Source organism: Comamonas sp. wu1-DMT (genome assembly GCF_040187805.1).
Classification (GTDB): Bacteria; Pseudomonadota; Gammaproteobacteria; order Burkholderiales; family Burkholderiaceae_C; genus Comamonas; species Comamonas thiooxydans.
Genome location: NZ_JBANEM010000004.1, coordinates 112,922 through 132,762 on the forward strand (window position 1 = coordinate 112,922; position 19,841 = coordinate 132,762).

General features: G+C 62.6%; 15 protein-coding genes and 1 riboswitch. Of the genes, 7 read left to right on the forward strand and 8 right to left on the reverse strand.

The genetic code is table 11. The features are described from left to right. The first annotated feature begins 16 nt into the window (after positions 1–16). From V8Z78_RS08240 to pbpC, 4 genes are all read left to right on the forward strand, one after another. Entirely contained in the window at positions 17–403 is a 387-nt protein-coding gene (locus V8Z78_RS08240) for a VOC family protein (RefSeq protein WP_003067760.1), read from the forward strand. Positions 404–469: 66 nt separating this feature from the next. After that, positions 470–1,345: an endonuclease/exonuclease/phosphatase family protein gene (locus V8Z78_RS08245; RefSeq protein ID WP_003067758.1), complete on the forward strand. Its 876-nt coding sequence runs from the start codon at positions 470–472 to the stop codon at positions 1,343–1,345. Between the two features lie 106 nt (positions 1,346–1,451). Further along, entirely contained in the window at positions 1,452–2,009 is a 558-nt protein-coding gene (locus V8Z78_RS08250) for an HdeD family acid-resistance protein (RefSeq protein WP_012837236.1), read from the forward strand. A gap of 168 nt (positions 2,010–2,177) precedes the next feature. Then, entirely contained in the window at positions 2,178–4,550 is a 2,373-nt protein-coding gene (gene pbpC / locus V8Z78_RS08255) for a penicillin-binding protein 1C (protein WP_050788991.1), read from the forward strand. A gap of 114 nt (positions 4,551–4,664) precedes the next feature. Here pbpC and lldD read toward each other — a convergent pair whose 3' ends face one another. The 5 genes from lldD to V8Z78_RS08280 form a co-directional block, all read right to left on the reverse strand. Then, the gene (gene lldD, locus V8Z78_RS08260) at positions 4,665–5,798 is read right to left on the reverse strand and encodes an FMN-dependent L-lactate dehydrogenase LldD (protein ID WP_046460330.1); all 1,134 of its coding nucleotides are present in this window, start codon (positions 5,796–5,798) and stop codon (positions 4,665–4,667) included. Beyond that, positions 5,795–6,565 carry a transcriptional regulator LldR gene (gene lldR, locus V8Z78_RS08265; protein ID WP_349731259.1) on the reverse strand — a complete coding sequence of 257 codons (771 nt, stop codon included), beginning with the start codon at positions 6,563–6,565 and terminating at the stop codon, positions 5,795–5,797. Before lldR ends, lldD begins: the two co-directional genes overlap by 4 nt. 17 nt (positions 6,566–6,582) lie before the next feature. Next, positions 6,583–8,247: an L-lactate permease gene (gene lldP / locus V8Z78_RS08270; RefSeq protein ID WP_003067748.1), complete on the reverse strand. Its 1,665-nt coding sequence runs from the start codon at positions 8,245–8,247 to the stop codon at positions 6,583–6,585. Between the two features lie 460 nt (positions 8,248–8,707). Continuing rightward, complete coding sequence (locus V8Z78_RS08275) at positions 8,708–10,366, reverse strand: L-lactate permease (protein ID WP_003067746.1); 1,659 nt, start codon at positions 10,364–10,366, stop codon at positions 8,708–8,710. Beyond that, the gene (locus V8Z78_RS08280; protein WP_131361368.1) at positions 10,344–10,532 is read right to left on the reverse strand and encodes a hypothetical protein; all 189 of its coding nucleotides are present in this window, start codon (positions 10,530–10,532) and stop codon (positions 10,344–10,346) included. The genes V8Z78_RS08275 and V8Z78_RS08280 overlap by 23 nt, the downstream gene beginning before the upstream one ends. 32 nt (positions 10,533–10,564) lie before the next feature. Here V8Z78_RS08280 and V8Z78_RS08285 point away from each other — a divergent pair, with 32 nt between their 5' ends. Then, the gene (locus V8Z78_RS08285; RefSeq protein WP_349731223.1) at positions 10,565–11,743 is read left to right on the forward strand and encodes an alpha-hydroxy acid oxidase; all 1,179 of its coding nucleotides are present in this window, start codon (positions 10,565–10,567) and stop codon (positions 11,741–11,743) included. 76 nt (positions 11,744–11,819) lie between these two features. Here the strand turns inward: V8Z78_RS08285 and nhaA are convergent, their stop codons facing one another. Next, positions 11,820–13,208, reverse strand: a complete 1,389-nt coding sequence (nhaA, locus tag V8Z78_RS08290) for a Na+/H+ antiporter NhaA (RefSeq protein ID WP_349731224.1) — start codon at positions 13,206–13,208, stop codon at positions 11,820–11,822. A 350-nt stretch (positions 13,209–13,558) separates the two neighbouring features. Here nhaA and V8Z78_RS08295 point away from each other — a divergent pair, with 350 nt between their 5' ends. Further along, positions 13,559–14,491, forward strand: a complete 933-nt coding sequence (locus V8Z78_RS08295; protein ID WP_046460333.1) for an EamA family transporter — start codon at positions 13,559–13,561, stop codon at positions 14,489–14,491. 162 nt (positions 14,492–14,653) lie between these two features. On the opposite strand, the gene V8Z78_RS08300 is transcribed toward V8Z78_RS08295, so the two are convergent. Beyond that, positions 14,654–16,084, reverse strand: coding sequence for an amino acid permease (locus tag V8Z78_RS08300; RefSeq protein WP_349731225.1), 1,431 nt, complete (start codon positions 16,082–16,084; stop codon positions 14,654–14,656). 100 nt (positions 16,085–16,184) lie between these two features. Then, complete coding sequence (locus V8Z78_RS08305; RefSeq protein ID WP_349731226.1) at positions 16,185–17,453, reverse strand: D-amino acid dehydrogenase; 1,269 nt, start codon at positions 17,451–17,453, stop codon at positions 16,185–16,187. A gap of 171 nt (positions 17,454–17,624) precedes the next feature. Continuing rightward, a riboswitch (glycine riboswitch) is annotated at positions 17,625–17,724 on the reverse strand. Positions 17,725–18,267: 543 nt separating this feature from the next. Here V8Z78_RS08305 and V8Z78_RS08310 point away from each other — a divergent pair. After that, positions 18,268–19,788 (forward strand): amino acid permease, encoded by a 1,521-nt coding sequence (locus tag V8Z78_RS08310; RefSeq protein WP_003067734.1) that lies wholly within the window; start codon positions 18,268–18,270, stop codon positions 19,786–19,788. Positions 19,789–19,841: the final 53 nt, after the last annotated feature.

A 19,841-nucleotide genomic window follows, 5' to 3' on the forward strand; every position in this document is an offset into this window, starting at 1 on the left:
ATTTGAGGAGTTGACGATGCCCGGTCCCGCTGCTGCTGGTGTGCTGATTTATGCCAAGGATTTCCAGAGTCTGGCAGGCTTCTATGAGCAGGTTCTGGGCATGCGGCGACTGCATGAAGATGCGCACGTCATCGTGCTGGAGTCCGCCGTGTTGCAACTGGTGATTCACGCCCTGCCGGCCGAGATTGCGGCGCGGGTCAAGATCGGCACGCCACCGCAGCGCCGCGCCGATGTGGCACTCAAGTTCTTTGTCACCGTGCCGGCGATTGCCGACGCCGAAAGCGCAGCACAGGCGCTGGGCGGACAAGTGTTTGACGAGCGTTGGCAAGGTCCTGGCTTTGCGGCCTGCAATGCCATGGACAAGGAAGGCAATGTGTTCCAGTTGCGCGAGAACTTGGCCTGATCAGCTGCTGTAAAAATAGTGGCTGCCGGGGCTTCAGCCACTTTCAATCTGGAAAGACGCGACAAGATGAATATCCTGACCTGGAATGTGCAATGGTGCTGCGGCATGGATGGACTGGTCAGTGTGGAACGCATCGTGCGTCACGCGCTGCAAATGGGCGAGCAGTCCGGCGGTCTGGATGTGCTGTGCCTGCAGGAAATCGCCGTCAACTACCCCGATCTGCAAGGAAGGCCCGGCGACCAGTTGGCCGAGCTGAAGGCGCTGTTGCCGGGCTGGCAGATTTTCTTTGGCGCATCGGTCGATGAATTCACGTCCAGTGGCCATCAGCGTTTTGGCAATCTGATTGCCACGCGGCTGCCGGTGCTGCTGGTTCAGCACTATCTGCTGCCCATGCCGGCCCAAGCCGATATGCGCTGCATGCAGCGCATGTGTTCCGTGGTCACGGTCGATGACGCGGCGCTGGGACCGGTACGCATCATGACCACGCATCTCGAATATTTCTCGGCGCGTCAGCGCATGGCGCAGGCCGGCGCACTGCGTGCCCTGCAGATGCAGGCCTGTGCGCTGGCCGATGCCCCGCCTCAGCCGGCCAGCGATGGCTCGCCCTATCAAACCAAGCCGCATACCCGCCATGCCGTGCTTTGTGGGGATTTCAACTTCGAGCCGCACGAGCCCGAATATGCCGTTCTGTCCGCACCTTGGGTTGCCGGCGAGGAAGGCTGTCTGCAGGCCGGGCAGTGGCGCAATAGCTGGGATGTGCTGTATCCCGGGCAACCGCAGCCTCCGACCTTCAGACTGGTGGATCGAACCTGGGGGGCAGAGCCTGGGGCATGCGACTTGATATGGGTCAGCGATAGCTTGTGTCAGAGAGTGCACACTTGGAGTGTTGACAGCGCCACACAGGCGTCTGATCACCAGCCTGTGATGTTGACGCTGGGCTGAGCTTGTTGCTAGGGTCGAAGCTGGATTCGAGAGACGAGTGGCTGCACAAGTCGCACTGTTGTGAAACCCTGAGAACGTAAACACGTTCTAAAAGAGAGGAGTCTTCATGCCTGTAGAAATTCCGTCCATGTCCATCATGTTGCACCGTAGCTGGTGGGTGCTGTTGTTGCGCGGCGCCGCAGCCATCATCTTCGGCGTGCTGACCTGGATGCAGCCTGCGGCGTCCGCCGCCGCGCTGGTGCTGGTGTTTGGCGCCTATGTGTTTGTCGACGGCTTGCTAGGCATCTACACCGCCATCAAGAGCCGTCAACAGTCGCGCCACTGGTGGGTGGTTTTGCTGTGGGGGCTGACGGGTGTGGTGGTGGGGGTGCTCACGGTCATCAACCCTGCGATTACGGCGCTGGTTCTGACCATCTATATCGGCGTCTGGGCCTTGATGACCGGTGTGCTGCAGATCGTCGCGGCGCTGCGTCTGCGCAAGGAAATTCAAGGCGAATGGGTGCTGGTGCTCGGGGGGCTGCTCTCGGTGCTGTTCGGCATCTTCGTGCTGATGCAACCCGGCGCGGGCATGATGGCCATGCTGTGGGTGCTGGCGACCTATGCCGTCATCTTTGGCGTGCTGATGGTGATACTGGCGTTCAAGATCAAGAAGTTCACGGCCTGAAGAAAAGGCGGTGGTTCCGGAAAAAAGCGGCTCGCTGGAGCCGCTTTTTTATTGCCGCTTGCCTGAGCGGACAGTTTGCCATGCCATCTTTGGGACAATGCCTGCTGACTTCCAACAGCGCACAAAGACATGAAACAAGGCATGCAGCGGTATTTCCAGCCCCAGAGAATGAAGCCGTTCTGGCGAGCCGTTGGCATGACGGCCGCCTTGTGGCTGGGTCTTGCCGCCAGCAGCCAAGCCGTGCCCAGCTATGACGAGGTGCGCAGCGACCATCGCTCGTCGGAGACCCTTCTGCTTTCGCGCGAAGGCGAGGTGCTGCAGCGCTTGCGCACCGACAGCACGGTGCGCCGCGGTCCCTGGGTGGCATTGGCCGATGTTTCGCCGGCACTGCGCACGGCCCTGGTGCTCAGCGAGGACAAGCGTTTCTACGAGCACAGCGGCGTGGACTGGGCTGCCGTCACCGCAGCTGCATGGGGCAACCTCTGGAACACACGCACGCGCGGCGCGAGCACCATCACCATGCAGCTCGCCGGTCTGCTGGATGGAGACTGGCGTCAGGGACCGGGTGGGCGCAGCGTGGTGCAGAAGGTGGGGCAGGCCGTGGCGGCCCAGGTGCTGGACAGGCGCTGGCGCAAGGACCAGATTCTCGAGGCCTATCTGAACTTGGTGCCGTTCCGCGGCGAGATCGTGGGTATCGCTGCGCTGTCGCAAAGCCTGTACGGCAAGGCAGCACACGGGCTGGACGCGCGCGAGGCCGCCATTGCCGCAGCCCTGGTGCGGGCACCCAATGCCTCGGTGGAGCGGGTGGCCCAGCGTGCCTGTGGCGTGCTGCAGGTGATGGTGCCCGATGATGTGGCGGCCAGGGATTGCTCGGCCATGCAGCTCTACACCTCCAGCGTGCTGCAGCGGCGTCAATGGCTGGCCAGCGAGGGCGTGGCCCCGCATTTCGCGCGGCGCTGGCTGGCGCTGCCTCAGAACAGGGGGCAGGAGCAGGTGCGATCAACCTTGAGCGCACCCTTGCAGCGCTTTGCCGTGGCCAGCCTGCAGCAGCATCTGCGCGAGTTGCAGGGCCGCAATGTGGAAGATGGTGCGACCGTGGTGCTGGACAACCGAACAGGCGAGATTCTGGCCTGGGTGGGCTCTTCGGGCACGCTGAGCCAGGCGTCCGAGGTCGATGGCGTCACTGCGCTGCGTCAGCCCGGCTCCACGCTCAAGCCGTTTCTCTACGCCCAGGCGATTGCCGAAAAGCGCATCACGGCCGCCTCGCTGATCGAGGATTCATCGGCCCATATTCCCACGCAGAACGGCCTCTATATTCCGCAGAATTACGACCGGCGCTTCAAGGGCTGGGTATCGGCGCGCACGGCGCTGGCTTCCTCGCTCAATGTGCCTGCGGTGCGCACGCTGGTCATGGTCACGCCCGACGCCTTCTTCGAGCAGCTCAAAAAACTGGGTCTGCCGCTGCGCGAAAGCGGAGGCTATTACGGCTTCAGCCTGGCGCTGGGCAGCAGCGAGGTCGCGCTGCTCAATCTGACCAATGCCTATCGGGCACTGGGCAATAGCGGTCAATATCGTCCCGTGAGCTGGGCCTTGCCTCAGACTGAAAGCCGCAAGGCCGGCGGCAAAACCGGCGACGACGCGGTGCAGGCACTGGATGCGCGGGCAGCTTTTATCGTGGGCGACATTCTCTCCGACAATATGGCGCGGGCCCCGACGTTCGGCACGGACAGCGTGCTGGCCACGCGCTTCTGGACGGCCGTGAAAACCGGCACCAGCAAGGATATGCGCGACAACTGGGCCGTGGGCTGGTCCGAGCGCTACACCGTGGGCGTCTGGGTGGGCAATGCGGGTGGCGAGGCCATGCATTCGGTCAGCGGCACCAGCGGCGCAGCGCCCATCTGGGCCGATATCATGGGCTTTTTGCATCGCAACCTGTCCAGCCGCGCGCCCAGGGCTCCGATCGGCGTGCTGCAGCAGCAAGTGCAGTTTGGCGCGCTGGCCAGTGGCGGAACGCCCATCGAAAGCGCCCGTGGCGAATGGTTTGTGGAAGGCACGCAGCAGTCGTTGTTTGCCATGGATCACGTGGCGGGCAGTGCAGAGCAGAAAAGCCTAGCCAGGCAAAAAGGCAGCAAGTCCGGCAGCGCTGCGGCTGCGGCCGCTGTGCGTATCTCGCGTCCGGCCAATGGCACCATTTTGGCGCTGGACCCCGATATTCCGCCCGATAGCCAGCGCGTGCAGCTGGTGGCGCGCCAGGCCGGTATGGCGGCCGAGCAGGACTGGCGCGACAGCAGCTTGCGCTGGCGGCTGGTGACCCGGCAATATGGAGCGCCCGCCACAGCAGACAAGAACGCCCAACCCGTGATGCGGGAAGTGCAGCGCGAGCTGGGGCGTGGCAGTCAGCTGGGCTGGCTGCCCTGGCCGGGGCGCCACAAGCTGGAGCTGCTTGATGCCTCCGGCAAGGTGCTGGACAGCATTGCGCTGGAAGTGCGCGGTGCCGGCGCACTGGTTGCGGGCCCCGAGGACATCAAGAAAAAAAGATAGACATGAAAAAACCGCTGGTTGGGGTCAGCGGTTTGCAGACGGGGCATTACCGCCGGACATGACTGTCCTCAAGCCAAGCCATCGGGAGGCAGCAGCGCCGTCTCTCAGAGGCGCTCAGCGCACCAGCAGATCGCCAGTGATCTCCGAGACCTTCTTGACGCTGGTCAACGTCATGGCCACCCGCATTTCCTTTTCGAGCAGGTTCAGCAGGTTGGTGACGCCGGCTTCGCCTTCCGCGGCCAGCGCGTAGACGAAGGCGCGGCCTATCATGGTGCAGTCTGCGCCCAGGGCCAGCAGGCGCACGATGTCCAGGCCGTTGCGCACGCCCGAGTCGGCCAGGATCTTGATCTGGCCCTTGACGGCATCGGCAATGGCCGGCAGGGCGCGTGCCGAGGAGAGCACGCCGTCGAGCTGGCGCCCGCCGTGGTTGGAGACGATGATGCCGTCGGCCCCGAAGCGCACGGCATCCCTGGCGTCCTCGGGATCGAGAATGCCCTTGATGAGCATGGGACCCTTCCAGAAGTCACGGATCCACTCCAGGTCCGACCACGAGATCGAGGGATCGAAGTTCGCGCCCAGATAGCCCATATAGTCTTCGAGCGAGACGTTCTGACCCTTGTAGGTGGAGATATTGCCCAGCGTGTGCGGGCGCCCCATCAGGCCCACGTCCACGGCCCAGTGCGGATGGGTCACGGCCTGCAGGTAGCGGCGCATGGCGGCGTTGGGGCCGCTCATGCCCGAATGCGCATCGCGGTAGCGGGCGCCAGGCACGGGCATGTCCACGGTGAAGACCAGGGTGGAGACGCCGGCAGCCTGGGCGCGCTCCAGCGCGTTCTTCATGAAGCCCCGGTCCTTGAGCACATAGAGCTGGAACCACATCGGCCGGCCCAGCCTGGGCGCGACTTCCTCGATGGGGCAGACCGAGACGCTGGACATGGTGAAGGGGATGCCCTTTTTATCAGCGGCCATGGCGGCCTGCACTTCGCCGCGGCGGGCGAACATTCCGGTCAGCCCCACGGGAGCCAGCGCCACGGGAATCGAGAACTTCTCGCCGAACAGCTCGATGCTGGTGTCCAGCTGGCTCATGTCCTTCAGCACGCGCTGGCGCAGGGCCACGTCGGCCAGGTCATCGACATTGCGGGCCAGCGTCTTCTCGGCATAGGCACCGCCGTCGAGGTAGTGGAACAGAAAGGGCGGCAGGCGCTTTTGCGCAGCCGCGCGGTAGTCGGTGGTGGAGGAAATGATCATGAAAAAATGGCGGAGGAAGAGGAGAAACGATCCAGCCGCTTGCGTCGGGCCGTTTCGGCATCCGACTCGGACAGCTTTTCGTGAACATAGGCCAGGTGCTGGCCGATGGCGCTTCTGGCCTGCTCCGGCTCGCCGTCGACAATGGCCTGCATGAGGTTGTGGTGCTGCGCAGTCAGATGCTCCAGCGTCGAAAGATCATCATGCACGAACATCAGGCGCCGGTTCTGGGCCACGGTACCCAGCACCAGCTCGAAGAGGCTGCCCATGAGCTGCACCAGCACGGCGTTGTGCGAAGCCTCGGCAATTGCCAGATGGAACTGTGCGTCGGAGCGGGCCGCGCTGGCGGCATCGCGCGCCTGCTGGTGGCGCAGCATGTCGTCAAAGCAGCGGCGGATGCGGTCCCTGTCCTTGTCGGTGGCACGCTGGGCCGCATACCAGGCGGTGCTGAGCTCCAGCGCCTGGCGTGCTTCCAGCACGTCGTAGCGATACTGGGGGTCGTCGCGCAACAAGGACTCCAGCGGTGCGACGGCCTGCTCGTGCCACAGCGGAACGCGCGAGCCGACAAAAGTGCCGGCGCCCACGCGGCTTTCGAGCACGCCGCGGCTGGCCAGCTTCTGTATGGCCTCGCGCAGCGCCGTGCGCGAGACCCCCAGCTGCTCGGCCAGCGCCCGCTCGGTCGGCAGCTTGGCGCCGCTCTGGAGCTGGGTGCTCTGGATCAGCTCCAGCAACTGCTGGGCAACGCGGTCGGACAGGCGGATGGCGGGCATGGGGTCGGGCAGGAGTTTCAGGTGGTGGGAATCATCCACGGAAACACATAAGCCTGCAGCGTGCAGATGATGCCGATCAGCACCAGGAAGGCCAGACTGTGCTTGACGGTGAAGCGGAACAGGTCCGATTCCTTGCCGGCCAGGCCCACGGCCGCGCAGGCAATGGCGATGGACTGGGGCGAGATCATCTTGCCGGTCACACCGCCGGTGGTGTTGGCCGTCACGGCCAGAACCTCGGGCAGCCCCAGCTGGGCGGCCGTCGTGGCCTGCAGGGCGCCGAACAGCGCATTGGCCGAGGTGTCCGAGCCTGTGAGGAATACGCCGACCCAGCCCAGGAAGGGCGAGAAGAACGCAAAGGCCTTGCCCGTATGGGCCAGCGCCATGGCCAGCGTGGTGGACAGGCCGGAGTAGTTGGCGATGAAGGCAAAGGCCAGCACCATGCCGATGGAGTAGATGGGCAGGGCCAGTTCCTTGAAGGTCTCGCCCAGGGTCTGGACTGCCACGGCTGGCTTGAGGCGCAGCAAAAGAATGGCGAGCACGGCGGCGATCAGGATCGCGGTTCCAGTGGCCGACAGCCAGTTGAAGGAATAGACCGCGCCATAGGGCGTGGGCGCGGCGACGACGGGAGCCATTTTCTGCACCAGATTGTGCAGCATGGGCACGGGAATGCTGAAGACCGTGCCGGACAGTGCACCGCCCGAGGCGAACAGCGCCTTGAAGGGCTTGAGGCTCCAGATGGTCACCATGGCCGTGAGGATGATGAAGGGCGACCAGGCCTTGATCACCATGCCGGTCGTCAGTTTGGCAGGGGCTGTCGTCTGGATCTTTGCTGCGCCCGGCTCGGTGTCGAAGCGGAAGATGCGCTTGGGCTGCCAGAACTTGAGGAAAGTGGTCAGTGTCACCAGGGCGAAGATGGCCGAGGTGATGTCCGGCAGTTCGGGGCCGATGTAGTTGGCCGTCAGAAACTGTCCGAGTGCAAAGCTGCCGCCGCCGACCAGCACCGCAGGCCAGGTTTCCTTCACGCCGCGCCAGCCGTCCATGATGGCCATGAGCCAGAACAGCACGATGATGGTCATGAACGGCAGCTGGCGGCCGGCCATCTGGCTGATGGCCATGACATCGACCCCCGAGACCTGACCGGCCACGATGACGGGAATGCCCATGGCGCCGAAGGCCACGGGGGCGGTATTGCCGATCAGGCACAGGCCGGCTGCATACAGAGGCCTGAAACCCAGGCCCACCAGCAGTGCTGCCGTGATGGCCACGGGGGCGCCGAAGCCGGCGGCTCCCTCAAGGAAGGCACCGAAGCAAAAGCCCACCAGGATCAGCTGCAGGCGCTGGTCTTCTGTGACCGAGAGAATCGACGAGCGGATGATGTCGAACTGTCCGGTCTTGACCGAGACCTTGTAGAGAAACACCGCCGCGACAATGATCCAGGCAATCGGCCACAGGCCATAGAAGAAGCCGTAGACGCCTGCTGCCAGCGCATTGGCCACGGGCATGCGATAGAAGAGCAGCGCCACGGCCAGGGACAGCGCCACCGTGATGGTGCCCGCCACATAGCCCTTGAGGCGCAGTTTGGTCAGCGCGAGAAAGAAAAAAATGATGGGGATCAGCGCCACCAGCGCCGACACCCACACATTGCCTGCGGGGTCGTAGTTCTGCGACCAGATTTCTTGCATTGCCTTGATCTCCTGGATTTATGCGGGGAGGGCAACCCTCCTGAGCGTCCAGAAGCTTCCCCGTCAATTCTTTAAACAACCGTGTCACCCTGTGCCGGACGCTGTCACGCAGTTTTGTTCGGCTTCGTTTGTTAAATTGGTATGACCAATATGTGGCGATTTCGGGTAAAGAGGATTATAGAAATGAGGTTTTGCTCATGAATTAGTGGTTTTCCCTTGTTTTAAATAATTGATTGGTAGTACCAATTTTAGAATTGGCATTCCATTGAGCCCATGCAAACGGCGCAAAAAAGCCGCAGGCCCGAAGGCGCTGCGGCTGCTGGAATGCCCATCTGGTGGGTTGAGAAAAGGGACATGCGCGGCGGAAAGCCGCCGCGGCCCAGGCCAGAGATACCGAGCAAGGGCCAGTGTGGCTCTTTGAGGTGTCCCGTCAGGGCAAGCCGCAAAGCGGCTCGGGGGCTCAGTTCACCATCAGCTTGAACGGCCAGACATAGGCCTGCATGGTGACGAACAGACCCATCAGGCAGGCCAGGGCGATGGAGTGGAAGAATACGTAGCGCAGGATGTCGCCTTCGCGGTTGAACCAGCGTGTGGCGGTCGAAGCCACGACGATGGATTGCGCATCGATCATCTTGCCCATCACGCCGCCCGAGCTGTTGGCGGCGCCCATGAGGTTGGGGGACAGGCCCAGTTGGTCGGCGGCGACCTTCTGCATGCCGCCGAACAGCACGTTGGACGCCGTGTCCGAGCCTGTGAGCGCCACGCCCAGCCAGCCCATCAGCGTGCCGAAGAAGGGGTAGAGCACACCTGTGTTGGCAAAGGCCAGGCCCAGGGTGGTGTCGGTGCCCGAGTAGCGTGTCAGCGTGCCCAGGGCCAGCATCAGCACGATGGTCAGCAGCGAGTAGCGTACCAGCCAGGTGGTCTTGAAGAAGGTGCGCACTATGGTCACCGGGTTGTACTTCATGACGAAGGCACTGACGATGGCCGAGAACAGGATGGCTGTTCCGGTGGCCGACAGCAGGTTCAGCGTGTAGACCGCACCCTCCTTGGTCGGCTGGGGCACCACGGGCGGCATTTTCTCGATCAGATTGTGCAGGCCCGTCATGGGGAAGGCGGGGGCAAACAGGCTGTTGAGCCAGGCCTTGACCGGCGGCAGGCCCCAGATGAAGACAAACACCGAGAGAATGATCCAGGGTGTCCAGGCGGCGATCAGCGCGCTCTTGCTGTGCTTGGCCACGGGCTGTGGCGGCTTGACTTCGGAGGCGCTGATATCCTTGCCGCGCAGCGAGGCCGAGGTCCAGATCTTCTTGGGCTGCCAGACGCGCAGGAACAGGATCAGGCTGGCCATGGAAACAATGGCCGCGATGATGTCCACGAGTTCGGGGCCGATGAAGTTGGAGACCAGATACTGGGGAATGGCAAACGACAGGCCGGTGACCAGAATCGCGGGCCAGATCTCCATCATGCCCTTGCGACCGGCAAAGGCCCAGATCAGCCAGAACGGCACCAGCACCGAGAAGAAAGGCAGTTGGCGGCCGATCATGGCGGTCACTTCCATCAGATCGTAGCCATGGACCTTGGCCAGCGTGATGACGGGCGTGCCCAGGGCGCCAAAGGCCACGGGTGCGGTATTGGCGATCAGCGACAGACCGGATGCCGCCAGTGGAGAAAAGCCCAGGCCGATCAGGATGGCTGCCGTCACGGCCACGGGTGTCCCGAAGCCGGCAGCGCCCTCGAAAAAGGCACCGAAGGAAAAGGCAATCAGCAGCAACTGGATGCGGCGGTCTTCGGTGATCCCGGAAAGTGAATCCTGCAGCACCTTGAAGCTGCCGTTCTGCTCGGTCAGCTGATGCAGGAAGATGATGTTCAGCACAATCCAGCCAATGGGCAGCAGGCCGGTGAAGCCGCCGAACAAGGCTGCGCGCCCCGCCATTTCGCCGGGCATGTTGTAGACAAAGACTGCAATCAGCAGCGCTGCAATCAGGCCTGCTCCTGCGGCCAGGTGGGCCTTCATGTGCAGAAAACCAAGGCCCACCAGCATCACCACGACCGGAATGGCCGCCAGCAATGTGGATAGCCACATATTCGATAGAGGGTCATAGACCTGTTGCCAAACCATCTCTGTTGTCTCCTGTTTGTTGTGGTGACAAGGATGGTGGCTGTGCGAATAGGCTTGCATACCTAGCATTAGCCCTTGATTTTCCCTCGCTGAAGAAAATTTCAAAACCGGCATAAATCACTTCAAACCATAGTGAACTGCCGATGACGGCGATGAGGGCTACCATCGGGTTCAACTCCAATTACAAGGCTAGAAGTCGTGAGCGATCTTTCCAAAATCACCTGTATCGAAGACCTGCGTGTGGTGGCCAAGCGTCGTGTGCCGCGCATGTTCTATGACTACGCCGATTCGGGCTCTTACACCCAGGGCACGTATCGGGCCAACGAAGACGAGTTCCAGTCAATCAAGCTGCGTCAGCGTGTGGCCGTGAACATGGAAGGGCGCAGCACGCGCACCACCATGATCGGCGAGGAGGTCGCCATGCCGGTGGCGATTGCGCCCACGGGCCTGACCGGCATGCAGCATGCCGATGGCGAGATTCTTGGAGCCAAGGCCGCCAAGGTCTTTGGCGTGCCGTTCACGCTGTCCACCATGAGCATCTGCTCGCTGGAGGACATAGCCGAGCACACCGATCGCCATCCGTTCTGGTTCCAGCTCTATGTGATGCGCGACAAGGCCTTCATGGAGCGCCTGATCAATCGCGCCAAGGCAGCCAACTGCTCGGCGCTGGTGGTGACGCTGGACCTGCAGATCCTGGGTCAGCGCCACAAGGACATCAAGAACGGCCTGTCCACCCCGCCCAAGCCCACGCTGGCAAACCTCATCAATCTCGCGACCAAGCCGCACTGGTGCCTTGGAATGCTGGGTACCAAGCGCCGCAGCTTCGGCAATATCGTTGGCCATGTGGATGGTGTGGGCGATGTGTCCTCGCTGTCGTCCTGGACGGCAGATCAGTTCGATCCGTCACTGAACTGGAGCGATGTGGAATGGATCAAGAAGCTCTGGGGCGGCAAGATCATTCTCAAGGGCGTGATGGATGCTGAAGATGCGCGCCTGGCGGCACAAAGCGGTGCTGACGCGCTGGTGGTCAGCAACCATGGCGGTCGTCAGCTTGACGGTGCGCCTTCTTCGATTGCAGCCTTGCCATCGATTGCAGAGGCTGCGGGCAAGGACATCGAAGTCTGGATGGATGGCGGCATTCGCAGCGGTCAGGACGTGCTCAAGGCCCGCGCACTGGGTGCGCAAGGCACGATGATAGGTCGCAGCTTCCTCTATGGCCTGGGGGCTTATGGCCAGGCCGGCGTGAGCAAGGCACTGCAGATCATCCACAAGGAGCTCGACACCACCATGGCCTTCTGCGGGCACACCAATATCAACCAGGTTGGCAAAGAAATTCTGTTGCCCGGCACTTACCCGAAACCTTTCGAGCAGAGCTGATTGTTCTGCGGCATGAAAAAAGGTCAGTCCTTTGCAGGGCTGACCTTTTTGATTTTCCGGCGGTGTGTCGTGGCGTTCAGGGCTGCTCGAAACGCTTGCGCATGGCAAAGCCATAGCCCAGTCCCAGCAAGGCTGCCATGGCCGAGCCGGCCAGAATGCCCAGCTTGGCCGCGCCCAGCAGGGAAGCATCCGCAAAGGCCAGACCGCCGACAAAGATGGACATGGTAAAGCCTATGCCGGCCAGCAGGCCCACCAGCAGCACGCCGCGCCAGTTCAGGCCCTCGGGCAGGCTGCACAGCCCGCTCTTGACGGCCAGCCAGGTGCAGATGAAGACCCCCAGGGGCTTGCCCAGCACCAGGGCCACCAGCACGGCCATGGCCGTGGTCTGCGGTGCGGCAGCGCTCAGGTCTATGTCCGAGAACTGCACGCCGGCATTGGCCAGCGCAAAGATGGGCATGATGCAAAAAGCCACCCATGGATGAAGAATCATGGGCAGGCGCAGAGCAGGCGGCAGCAGGTCGCGCTGTGCGAGCTGGGCAATGCGCAACTCCTGCAGCAGGTGCTGCGGATCGGGGCGGCCGCTCAGCATCTGCTCGCCGGCCTTGCGCATGGCCGTCTGTGCCGTGATCAGCAGCGGCATGGAGGCGGGACGTACAAACACAGGCGTCATCAGACCCAGCACCACACCTGCCAGAGTGGGATGAGCGCCGGTCTTGAGCAGGCCGAACCAGAGAATGGCTCCGGGCAGCACATACAGGGGCGCGGCGGCAATGCCCATGCGGTTGAACAGCAGCACCAGCAGCACGCCGGCTGCGGCAACCACAAAGCCCATGGCCTGCAGGCCGCCCGAGTAGAAGAAGGCAATGATGAGAACGGCCACGATGTCGTCGATGATGGCAAGGGCCAACAGGAAAATACGCAGTGCACCCGGGATATTGCGGCCCAGCAGGGCCAGCACGCCCACGGCAAACGCGATGTCGGTCGCCGTCGGAATTGCCCAGCCGTTGAGCAGCGTCCTGTCGTTGCCCGCCAGGGCCACGTAGATGAGTGCGGGCACGGCCACGCCGCCGATGGCAGCGATCAGCGGCAGACTGGCCTGGCGCAGGCTGGCCAGCGCGCCGTTGTGCAGCTCGCGCCGGATCTCCATGCCCACGACCAGAAAGAACACCGTCATCAGCACATCGTTGACGATGAAATGCAGATCGGTGCTGAAGCTCCACGGGCCAAGCGTCAGCGCGACGGGGGCATGCCACAGTGCAAAGTAGCTTGGCGCCGCAGCGGAGTTGGCCCAGATCAGGGCTGCCGCAGCGGCCAGCATGAGCACCATGCCGGCAAAGGATTCGATATGCAGCAGGTGCGAGATTTGTGCCTGCACGCGCTCGGTCGCGGATTGCAGCGCGGGAACACGGGGTGAATTTTGGGATGCAAAAGGCGCAGGGGCCTGCACAAGTGTTTGTGGGTCCATGTGTCGGTAGGTGTCTGAAGTCGTACGCTGAAGGCGTGCGGCATCTGAGGCAATGCCTGCTGGTGCCGTCTGCACTGCAAACGACTGGCGCGCTGGCGGCCCGACCTGCGCATGAACATTCACCTGCCATCGCCACCTCGTGCGGCGGGCACCCAACTGAAATTGTAGCTAAAGACGCAGCAATGGTCTGGATTTGAGGTTATTTTGCCGGGGTGGAGGCTTCGTCATCAGAACGGAAGCCGTTCGCGCTTCACGTCGCCTTGGCTTGAGCGGGTGGACTGCACGAATCGCGTCAGCACCGTCCGGCAGCCGGCGCTATGCTGGCGCGCTAACAGAAAAGAAAGCATCTCATGCCGGGCATAGGAATGGAATATTTGTGGGTGGGGGTGGTGCTGTTTGCGGCGGCGGCGCAGACGGTGCGCAACACGGCCCAGCGCTCGCTGACGGTGCAGGTCGGCACCTTGCCAGCCACGCTGGTGCGCTTTCTCTATGGCCTGCCGTTTGCTGCCATCTATCTGCTGGCGCTGTACAGTCTGGGCGATCCGTCCCTGGTGCTGCCGAAGTTCAGTGCCGCGTATCTGGGCTGGATCGCGCTTGGTGCCTTCTTTCAGGTTGCGGCCACGGCTGCCTTGCTCATGGCCATGAAGGAGCGCAATTTTGCCGTGGCGGTCACGCTGTCCAAGACCGAGGTGCTGCAGGTGGCCTTGTTTGCCGCCATGTTTCTGCACGAGCTGCCGACCCGGCTGGCGCTGCTGGCCATGGTGCTTGCCACCGTGGGCGTGCTGATGCTGTCGCTGCCGCCGCGCGGGCAGCTGTTCACGCTCTCGGCTTGGACCAGCAAATCTTCGGTCTACGGGCTGATCTGCGGCGCCTGTTTTGCGCTGGCCACGGTGGGCTTTCGCGGCGGCGCGGTCGAGATCGCAACACTGGGCGTGAGCTCGCCCTGGCTGTCGGGGGCCTGGGGCGTGCTGATCGCGCAGACCATGCAGTCCGTCGTCATGAGCGCCTGGATTGTCAGAACCCATGAGCAGGGCCTGCGTCCCATCTTCAAGGCCTGGCGCATCTCGCTGCTGGCCGGCAGCATGGGCGCTGCGGCCTCGCTGGCCTGGTTCACCGCCTATGCCATGCAGGGGGCCGCTGCCGTGCGCACCCTGGGCATGGTGGAGGTGGTGTTCAGCTATATCGTCTCGCGCAAGGTGTTCAGCGAGAAGCTGTCGCTGACCGAAAAGCTGGGCATGGCGCTGATGATGCTGGGCCTGGTGCTGATCTGTCTGCAGCTCTGATTTCAAGAGCTTCCAGCGCTTGTCAGTGCTCGTTTTCAAAGCTAAAAGTCTTTGAAATGAACTATGAAAAAGCGCAAGAAGCTTCTGAATCAATAGCGTGCTGCCGCGGCTGTCGCTGTCTCAGCTGCAGCCAGGGCATCGACAGCGCGGCTGTGCTGCGCCTCAGGCGGCTTGCTGTTGCGCTTGCGCCAGGCGTTGGCGCTGCTCGGGCTTGACCGCGTAGAGCCGGTAGCCGATCGTCAGCAGCGCAAACCACAGGGGCGCGATATAGAGCGCCACGCGGGTGCTGGCATCCAGCGACAGGCAGACCAGCACCACGGCCAGAAAGGCCAGCACAAACCAGTTGGTGAACGGCGCGCCGGGCATGCGGTAGGCCACGGCTGCGGCATGACCCAGGCTGACGGCGCGGCGATAGCGCAGATGGGAGAAGACGATGATGCCCCAGGTCCAGACGGCGCCTATGGTGGCAATGCTGGTCACGTAGATGAAGGCTTCCTCGGGCACCAGATAGTTCAGCACCACGCCGACCAGCATGAAGGCTGCAGAGATCACAATGCCGGCGGCCGGCACATGGCGTGAATTGATCCGGCCCAGCCTGGCGGGCGCCTGTTTGAATTGCGCCAGCGTATAGAGCATGCGGCCCGTGCTGAAGATGCCGCTGTTGCACGAAGAGGCTGCGGCGGTGATGACCACGAAGTTGATGATGCCGGCAGCGGCGGGAATGCCCAGCTTGTCGAAGACATGGACGAAGGGGCTCATGTCGGGGCTGAGCTCGTTCCAGGGCACCAGCGACATGATGACGATCAGGGCACCGATATAGAAGATCAGAATGCGGTAGACGATGCTGTTGGTGGCGCGAGGCAGCACTTTCTCGGGCGACTCGGCCTCGCCCGCCGTCACGCCTATCAATTCCACGCCGGTATAGGCAAAGCAGGCTATCTGCAAGGTGAAGACCACGCCCACCATGCCCACGGGCGCAAAGCCGCCGTGCGACCAGAGATTGGCGAAGCTTGCCGTCTGGCCCAGCGGTCCCCAGCCCGTGGTGATGATGGCCACACCCAGCACCAGCGTGGCAACAATGGTCACGACCTTGATCAGCGCGAACCAGAATTCCAGCTCGCCGAAGACCTTGACCGCAATCAGATTCACGCCCAGCAGCACGGCCAGGGTGGCGAGCGCCGGAACCCATTGCGGAATGGCCGGAAACCAGTAATGGGTGTAGATGCCTATGGCCGTGAGCTCGGCCATGCCCGTCACCACCCAGGTGAACCAGTAGGTCCAGCCAGTGACGAATCCGGCCCAGGGGCTGACATAGGTTTCGGCATAGGTGGCAAAAGAGCCGGCCACCGGGCGGTGCACCAGCAACTCGCCCAGTGCCCGCATGATGAAGAAGATGGCCAGCCCCGCGATGGCGTAGCTGACCAGCAGCAGTGGCCCGGCCTTGTGGATCGCCTTGGCCGAGCCCAGGAACAGGCCCACGCCAATGGCACCGCCCAGGGCGATCAGCTGGATGTGCCGGTCCTTGAGGCCGCGCTCCAGCTCCCCTGTCTGCTGCAGCGACTCCCCGGCTGCGCTTGGATGATTTCGACTCATGTTGTATGTCTCCGTTTTGCCATTCACACGGCAACAGCTGCCCCTCACGGAGCGCTGCGGCTGCCGTGTCTGGCTTGTTGATGAGGTTTTCAGGTCGTGGTCAGGCGCTGGCGGTGCTCAGCGTGGCCGGTCGGGGCTGTCTGCTGGCGCTGCCCATGGACTGCAGCACGAGGTCGCCGACCATGTCGGCGGTGACGGCCGACAAGGTCCAGCCCAGATGGCCGTGGCCGGTGTTGTAGAACACGCAGGGCTTGTTGTCGGGGCCCACGCGCGGCAGCATGTCCGGCATCATGGGGCGCAGGCCAGCCCAGGGCACGACGCTGCGCGTGCTGACACCGGGGAAGCACTGCTGAACCCATTCGATGAGCGGGCGGATGCGGTCGGCGCGGATGTCCTTGTTGAAGCCGTTGAACTCCGCCGTACCGGCAACTCGGAAGCGATCGTCGCCGAGGCGGCTGGTGACCAGCTTGGTCTCGTCGTCCAGCAGACTCACCACGGGGGCTGCGGCGCGGCTGGCTTCGTCCGGCAGATTCACCGTGATGGAATAGCCCTTGACCGGATAGATGTTGACGCTGTCGCCGAGCTGGGCGGCCAGGGCGCGGCTGGCCGTGCCTGCGCAGACCACCATGGCGTCGAAAGTCGAGGTCTCGGTTTCCAGGCCCTGGCGCACGGTCACGCTGGCCTGCTTGCCATTGCTGTTCACCGACACGATTTCCTGGCCGTAGCGGCATTGCACGCCCAGTCGCTCGCAGGCGGCGGCAAGGCCGCTGGTGAACTTGTGGATGTCGCCCGTGGAGTCGCTCTCGGTGAAGTAGCCGCCGTAGAAGGTTCCGGACAGGGTCGGCTCTATGGAGCGCATCTCCTGAGGTGTCACGGCGCGGCGCTCCAGACCGCCTTTGGCCAGCAACTGGGAAACCTTGCCCGCATGTTCAAAGCCTGCTCGGTCGCGGTAGATATGCAAGATGCCTTTTTGCTTCAGATCGAAGTCAATGCCTTCGCTGGCCGCCCAGTCAAACAGGTGCTCACGTGCCGCAATCGCCAGCCTGGCGGTCTCCACGGTGTTTTTCTCGTAATGGGGGATGGCAGCGAGAAACTGGCAGAACCAGGAAATCTTGTGCCAGCTGGGCCTGGGGTTGAGCAGCAGCGGAGCATCGCTCTTGAACATCCACTTGAGGCCCTTGACGATGGTGGACCAATGGGTCCAGACCTCGGCGTTCGAGGCCGAGAGCTGGCCGCCATTGGCGAACGAGGTTTCCATGGCGGCATAGCGCTGCTTCTCGAACAGGGTGACGGAAAATCCGCGGCGTGCGAGGGCGTAGGCGGTGGTCACGCCCGTGATGCCACCGCCGATGACGGCGATTGTCTTCATGATTCAGATTCCAGAAACGTCAAGGGTGGAGCCCGTGCGCAACATGCGCAGCGAACGCCCCCTCTGTTCTGGACCTGAGAGATTCACGAGGCAGGGCCTTGCGGCGCTGCTCGCTTGCTCCTTCGGTATGCCCGGCGGACGATGACGTCCGGACATTCTTCAGAGTGTGTGAAAGCGATGCCGATCCTTTGGCCTGAGAGTTTCCGGGGCGGTTGCTCCTTCGGCGCTGCATGCGCCAAGTTTGCGCTGCAGTCTCTCTCGGCATCACCGGGCTGAGAGCCTGTGGGCAAATGTAGGAAGAATGGCGGCGCCTGGATATACGGGTTTTCTAGACTTCTGCGCCAAGGCTCAGCCATGGCTGCTCATGTCGGGTCCATGCTATTTGATAGCGCCTGCCGCTTATCCTTCAAGGGAATATTGATTATTTGTCTATGAAAATGAATTTATTAAAGCGCAGTGTGCTTCTAAATTCATAGCGATAGACGCTGTCAAGTGCCGCCGAGCAGCCCCAGAGTCAGCCCCTGCATTGGCATGGCGGGTCATGGTCGGCGGTGGATTTGGGCAAAATATCGTCTTTGCCTGTCAATGGGCCCGGCGATATCACCGCTTTGCCATTGAAGCACCCGACTGGGGTGGCTGCCGATTCAGGATGCAACTGGCCTATCCGCCATGGCGTTCTGCTGTCATGGCTTCGTTCCTTTGTCCTTGTTGCCCGCGACCGTCATGGTCGCCTTTTTGCGTTGCCTGTCGCAGCGCCTGCGGGATGGTTGGGTGTTTTGTCCGGATGGGCGCAAACCATTACAACAAGACATTTATGTCCCAACCCAACTCAAGCCAGCAGCTCGCGCCGACTGGTGATGGTGACGATAACCAGCCCCGCTTGCACCGGGTGCTCAAGCAGCGCCACCTGAGCATGATCGCCATTGGCGGCGCCATCGGAACGGGCCTGTTCGTGGCCTCCGGCTCGGCCATCGCTCAGATCGGCCCCGGCGGTGCCGTGCTCACCTATCTGCTCATCGGCATCATGGTGTACTACATCATGACCAGCCTGGGCGAGCTGGCTGCCTTCATGCCGGTGGCCGGTTCCTTCTCGACCTATGCCTCGCGCTATGTGGATCGCGGCTTCGGCTTTGCGCTGGGCTGGAACTTCTGGTTCAGCTGGGCCGTGGTGGTGGCGGTGGATCTGGTGGCCTCGCAACTGGTCATGGCCTACTGGTTTCCCGATGTGCCGGGCATCCTCTGGAGCGGCCTGTTCCTGTTACTGATGGTGGGGCTGAACGCGTTTTCCGCGCGCGGTTTTGCCGAGGCCGAGTACTGGTTCGCGCTGATCAAGGTGCTGGCCGTGGTGGCCTTTCTGATCACCGGCGTGCTGATTCTGTTCGGCATCATCAGCAACGGCCATGTACCGGGCTTCGAGAACTGGACCACGGGCGATGCGCCATTCGTCGGCAATTTCGCGACCTTTGTGGGCGTGGCCATGATCGTGGCCTATTCCTTCCAGGGCACGGAGCTGGTGGGCGTGGCGGCGGGCGAATCCGAGAATCCGCGCGAGAACGTGCCGCGTGCGATTCGCCAGGTGTTCTGGCGCATCCTGCTGTTCTATGTGCTGGCGATTGTCGTCATCGGCTTTCTGATTCCCTATACCGATCCGCAGCTGCTGCGCACCGATGTGGCCGATATCGCCGTGAGCCCGTTCACGCTGGTGTTCCAGCACGCGGGCCTGCTGTCGGCGGCCACGGTGATGAATGCGGTGATCCTGACCTCGGTGCTGTCGGCCGGTAACTCCGGCATGTATGCAGCCACGCGCATGCTCTACAACATGGCGACCGAGGGCAATGCACCGCGCATCTTCTCCCGGCTGACCCAGAACGGCGTGCCGCTGGTGGCCTTGATCGGCAGCACGCTGGTCGCCAGCCTGTGCCTCTTTTCCTCGCTCTACAGCCCGCAGGCCGTCTATATCTGGCTGCTGAATCTGGCCGGCATGACGGAGTTCATCGTCTGGCTGGGCATTGCCGTCAGCCACTACCGTTTCCGTCGCGGCTATGTCATGCATGGTCACGATGTGGGTCTGCTGCCCTACAAGGCCGGCGCCTTCCCCTTCGGCCCCATCTTTGCCTTCGTGCTGTGTCTGGTGGTGACGCTGGGCCAGAACTATCAGGCCTTCCTGGAAGATCGCATCGATTGGGGCGGCGTGGTGTCGACCTATCTGGGCATTCCGCTGTTCCTGCTGTTCTGGCTGGGTTACTGGCTGGTCAAGCGCAAGACCTGGGTCAGCTATGCCGATATGCGCTTTGACGAGCTCGAAGACATCAAGCAGGGCAAGGTTTCGTCCTGAGGCTGTTTGAGCCTTCCCCTTCTCTGTTCGGGAGGGGATGGCAGCAGGTCCGG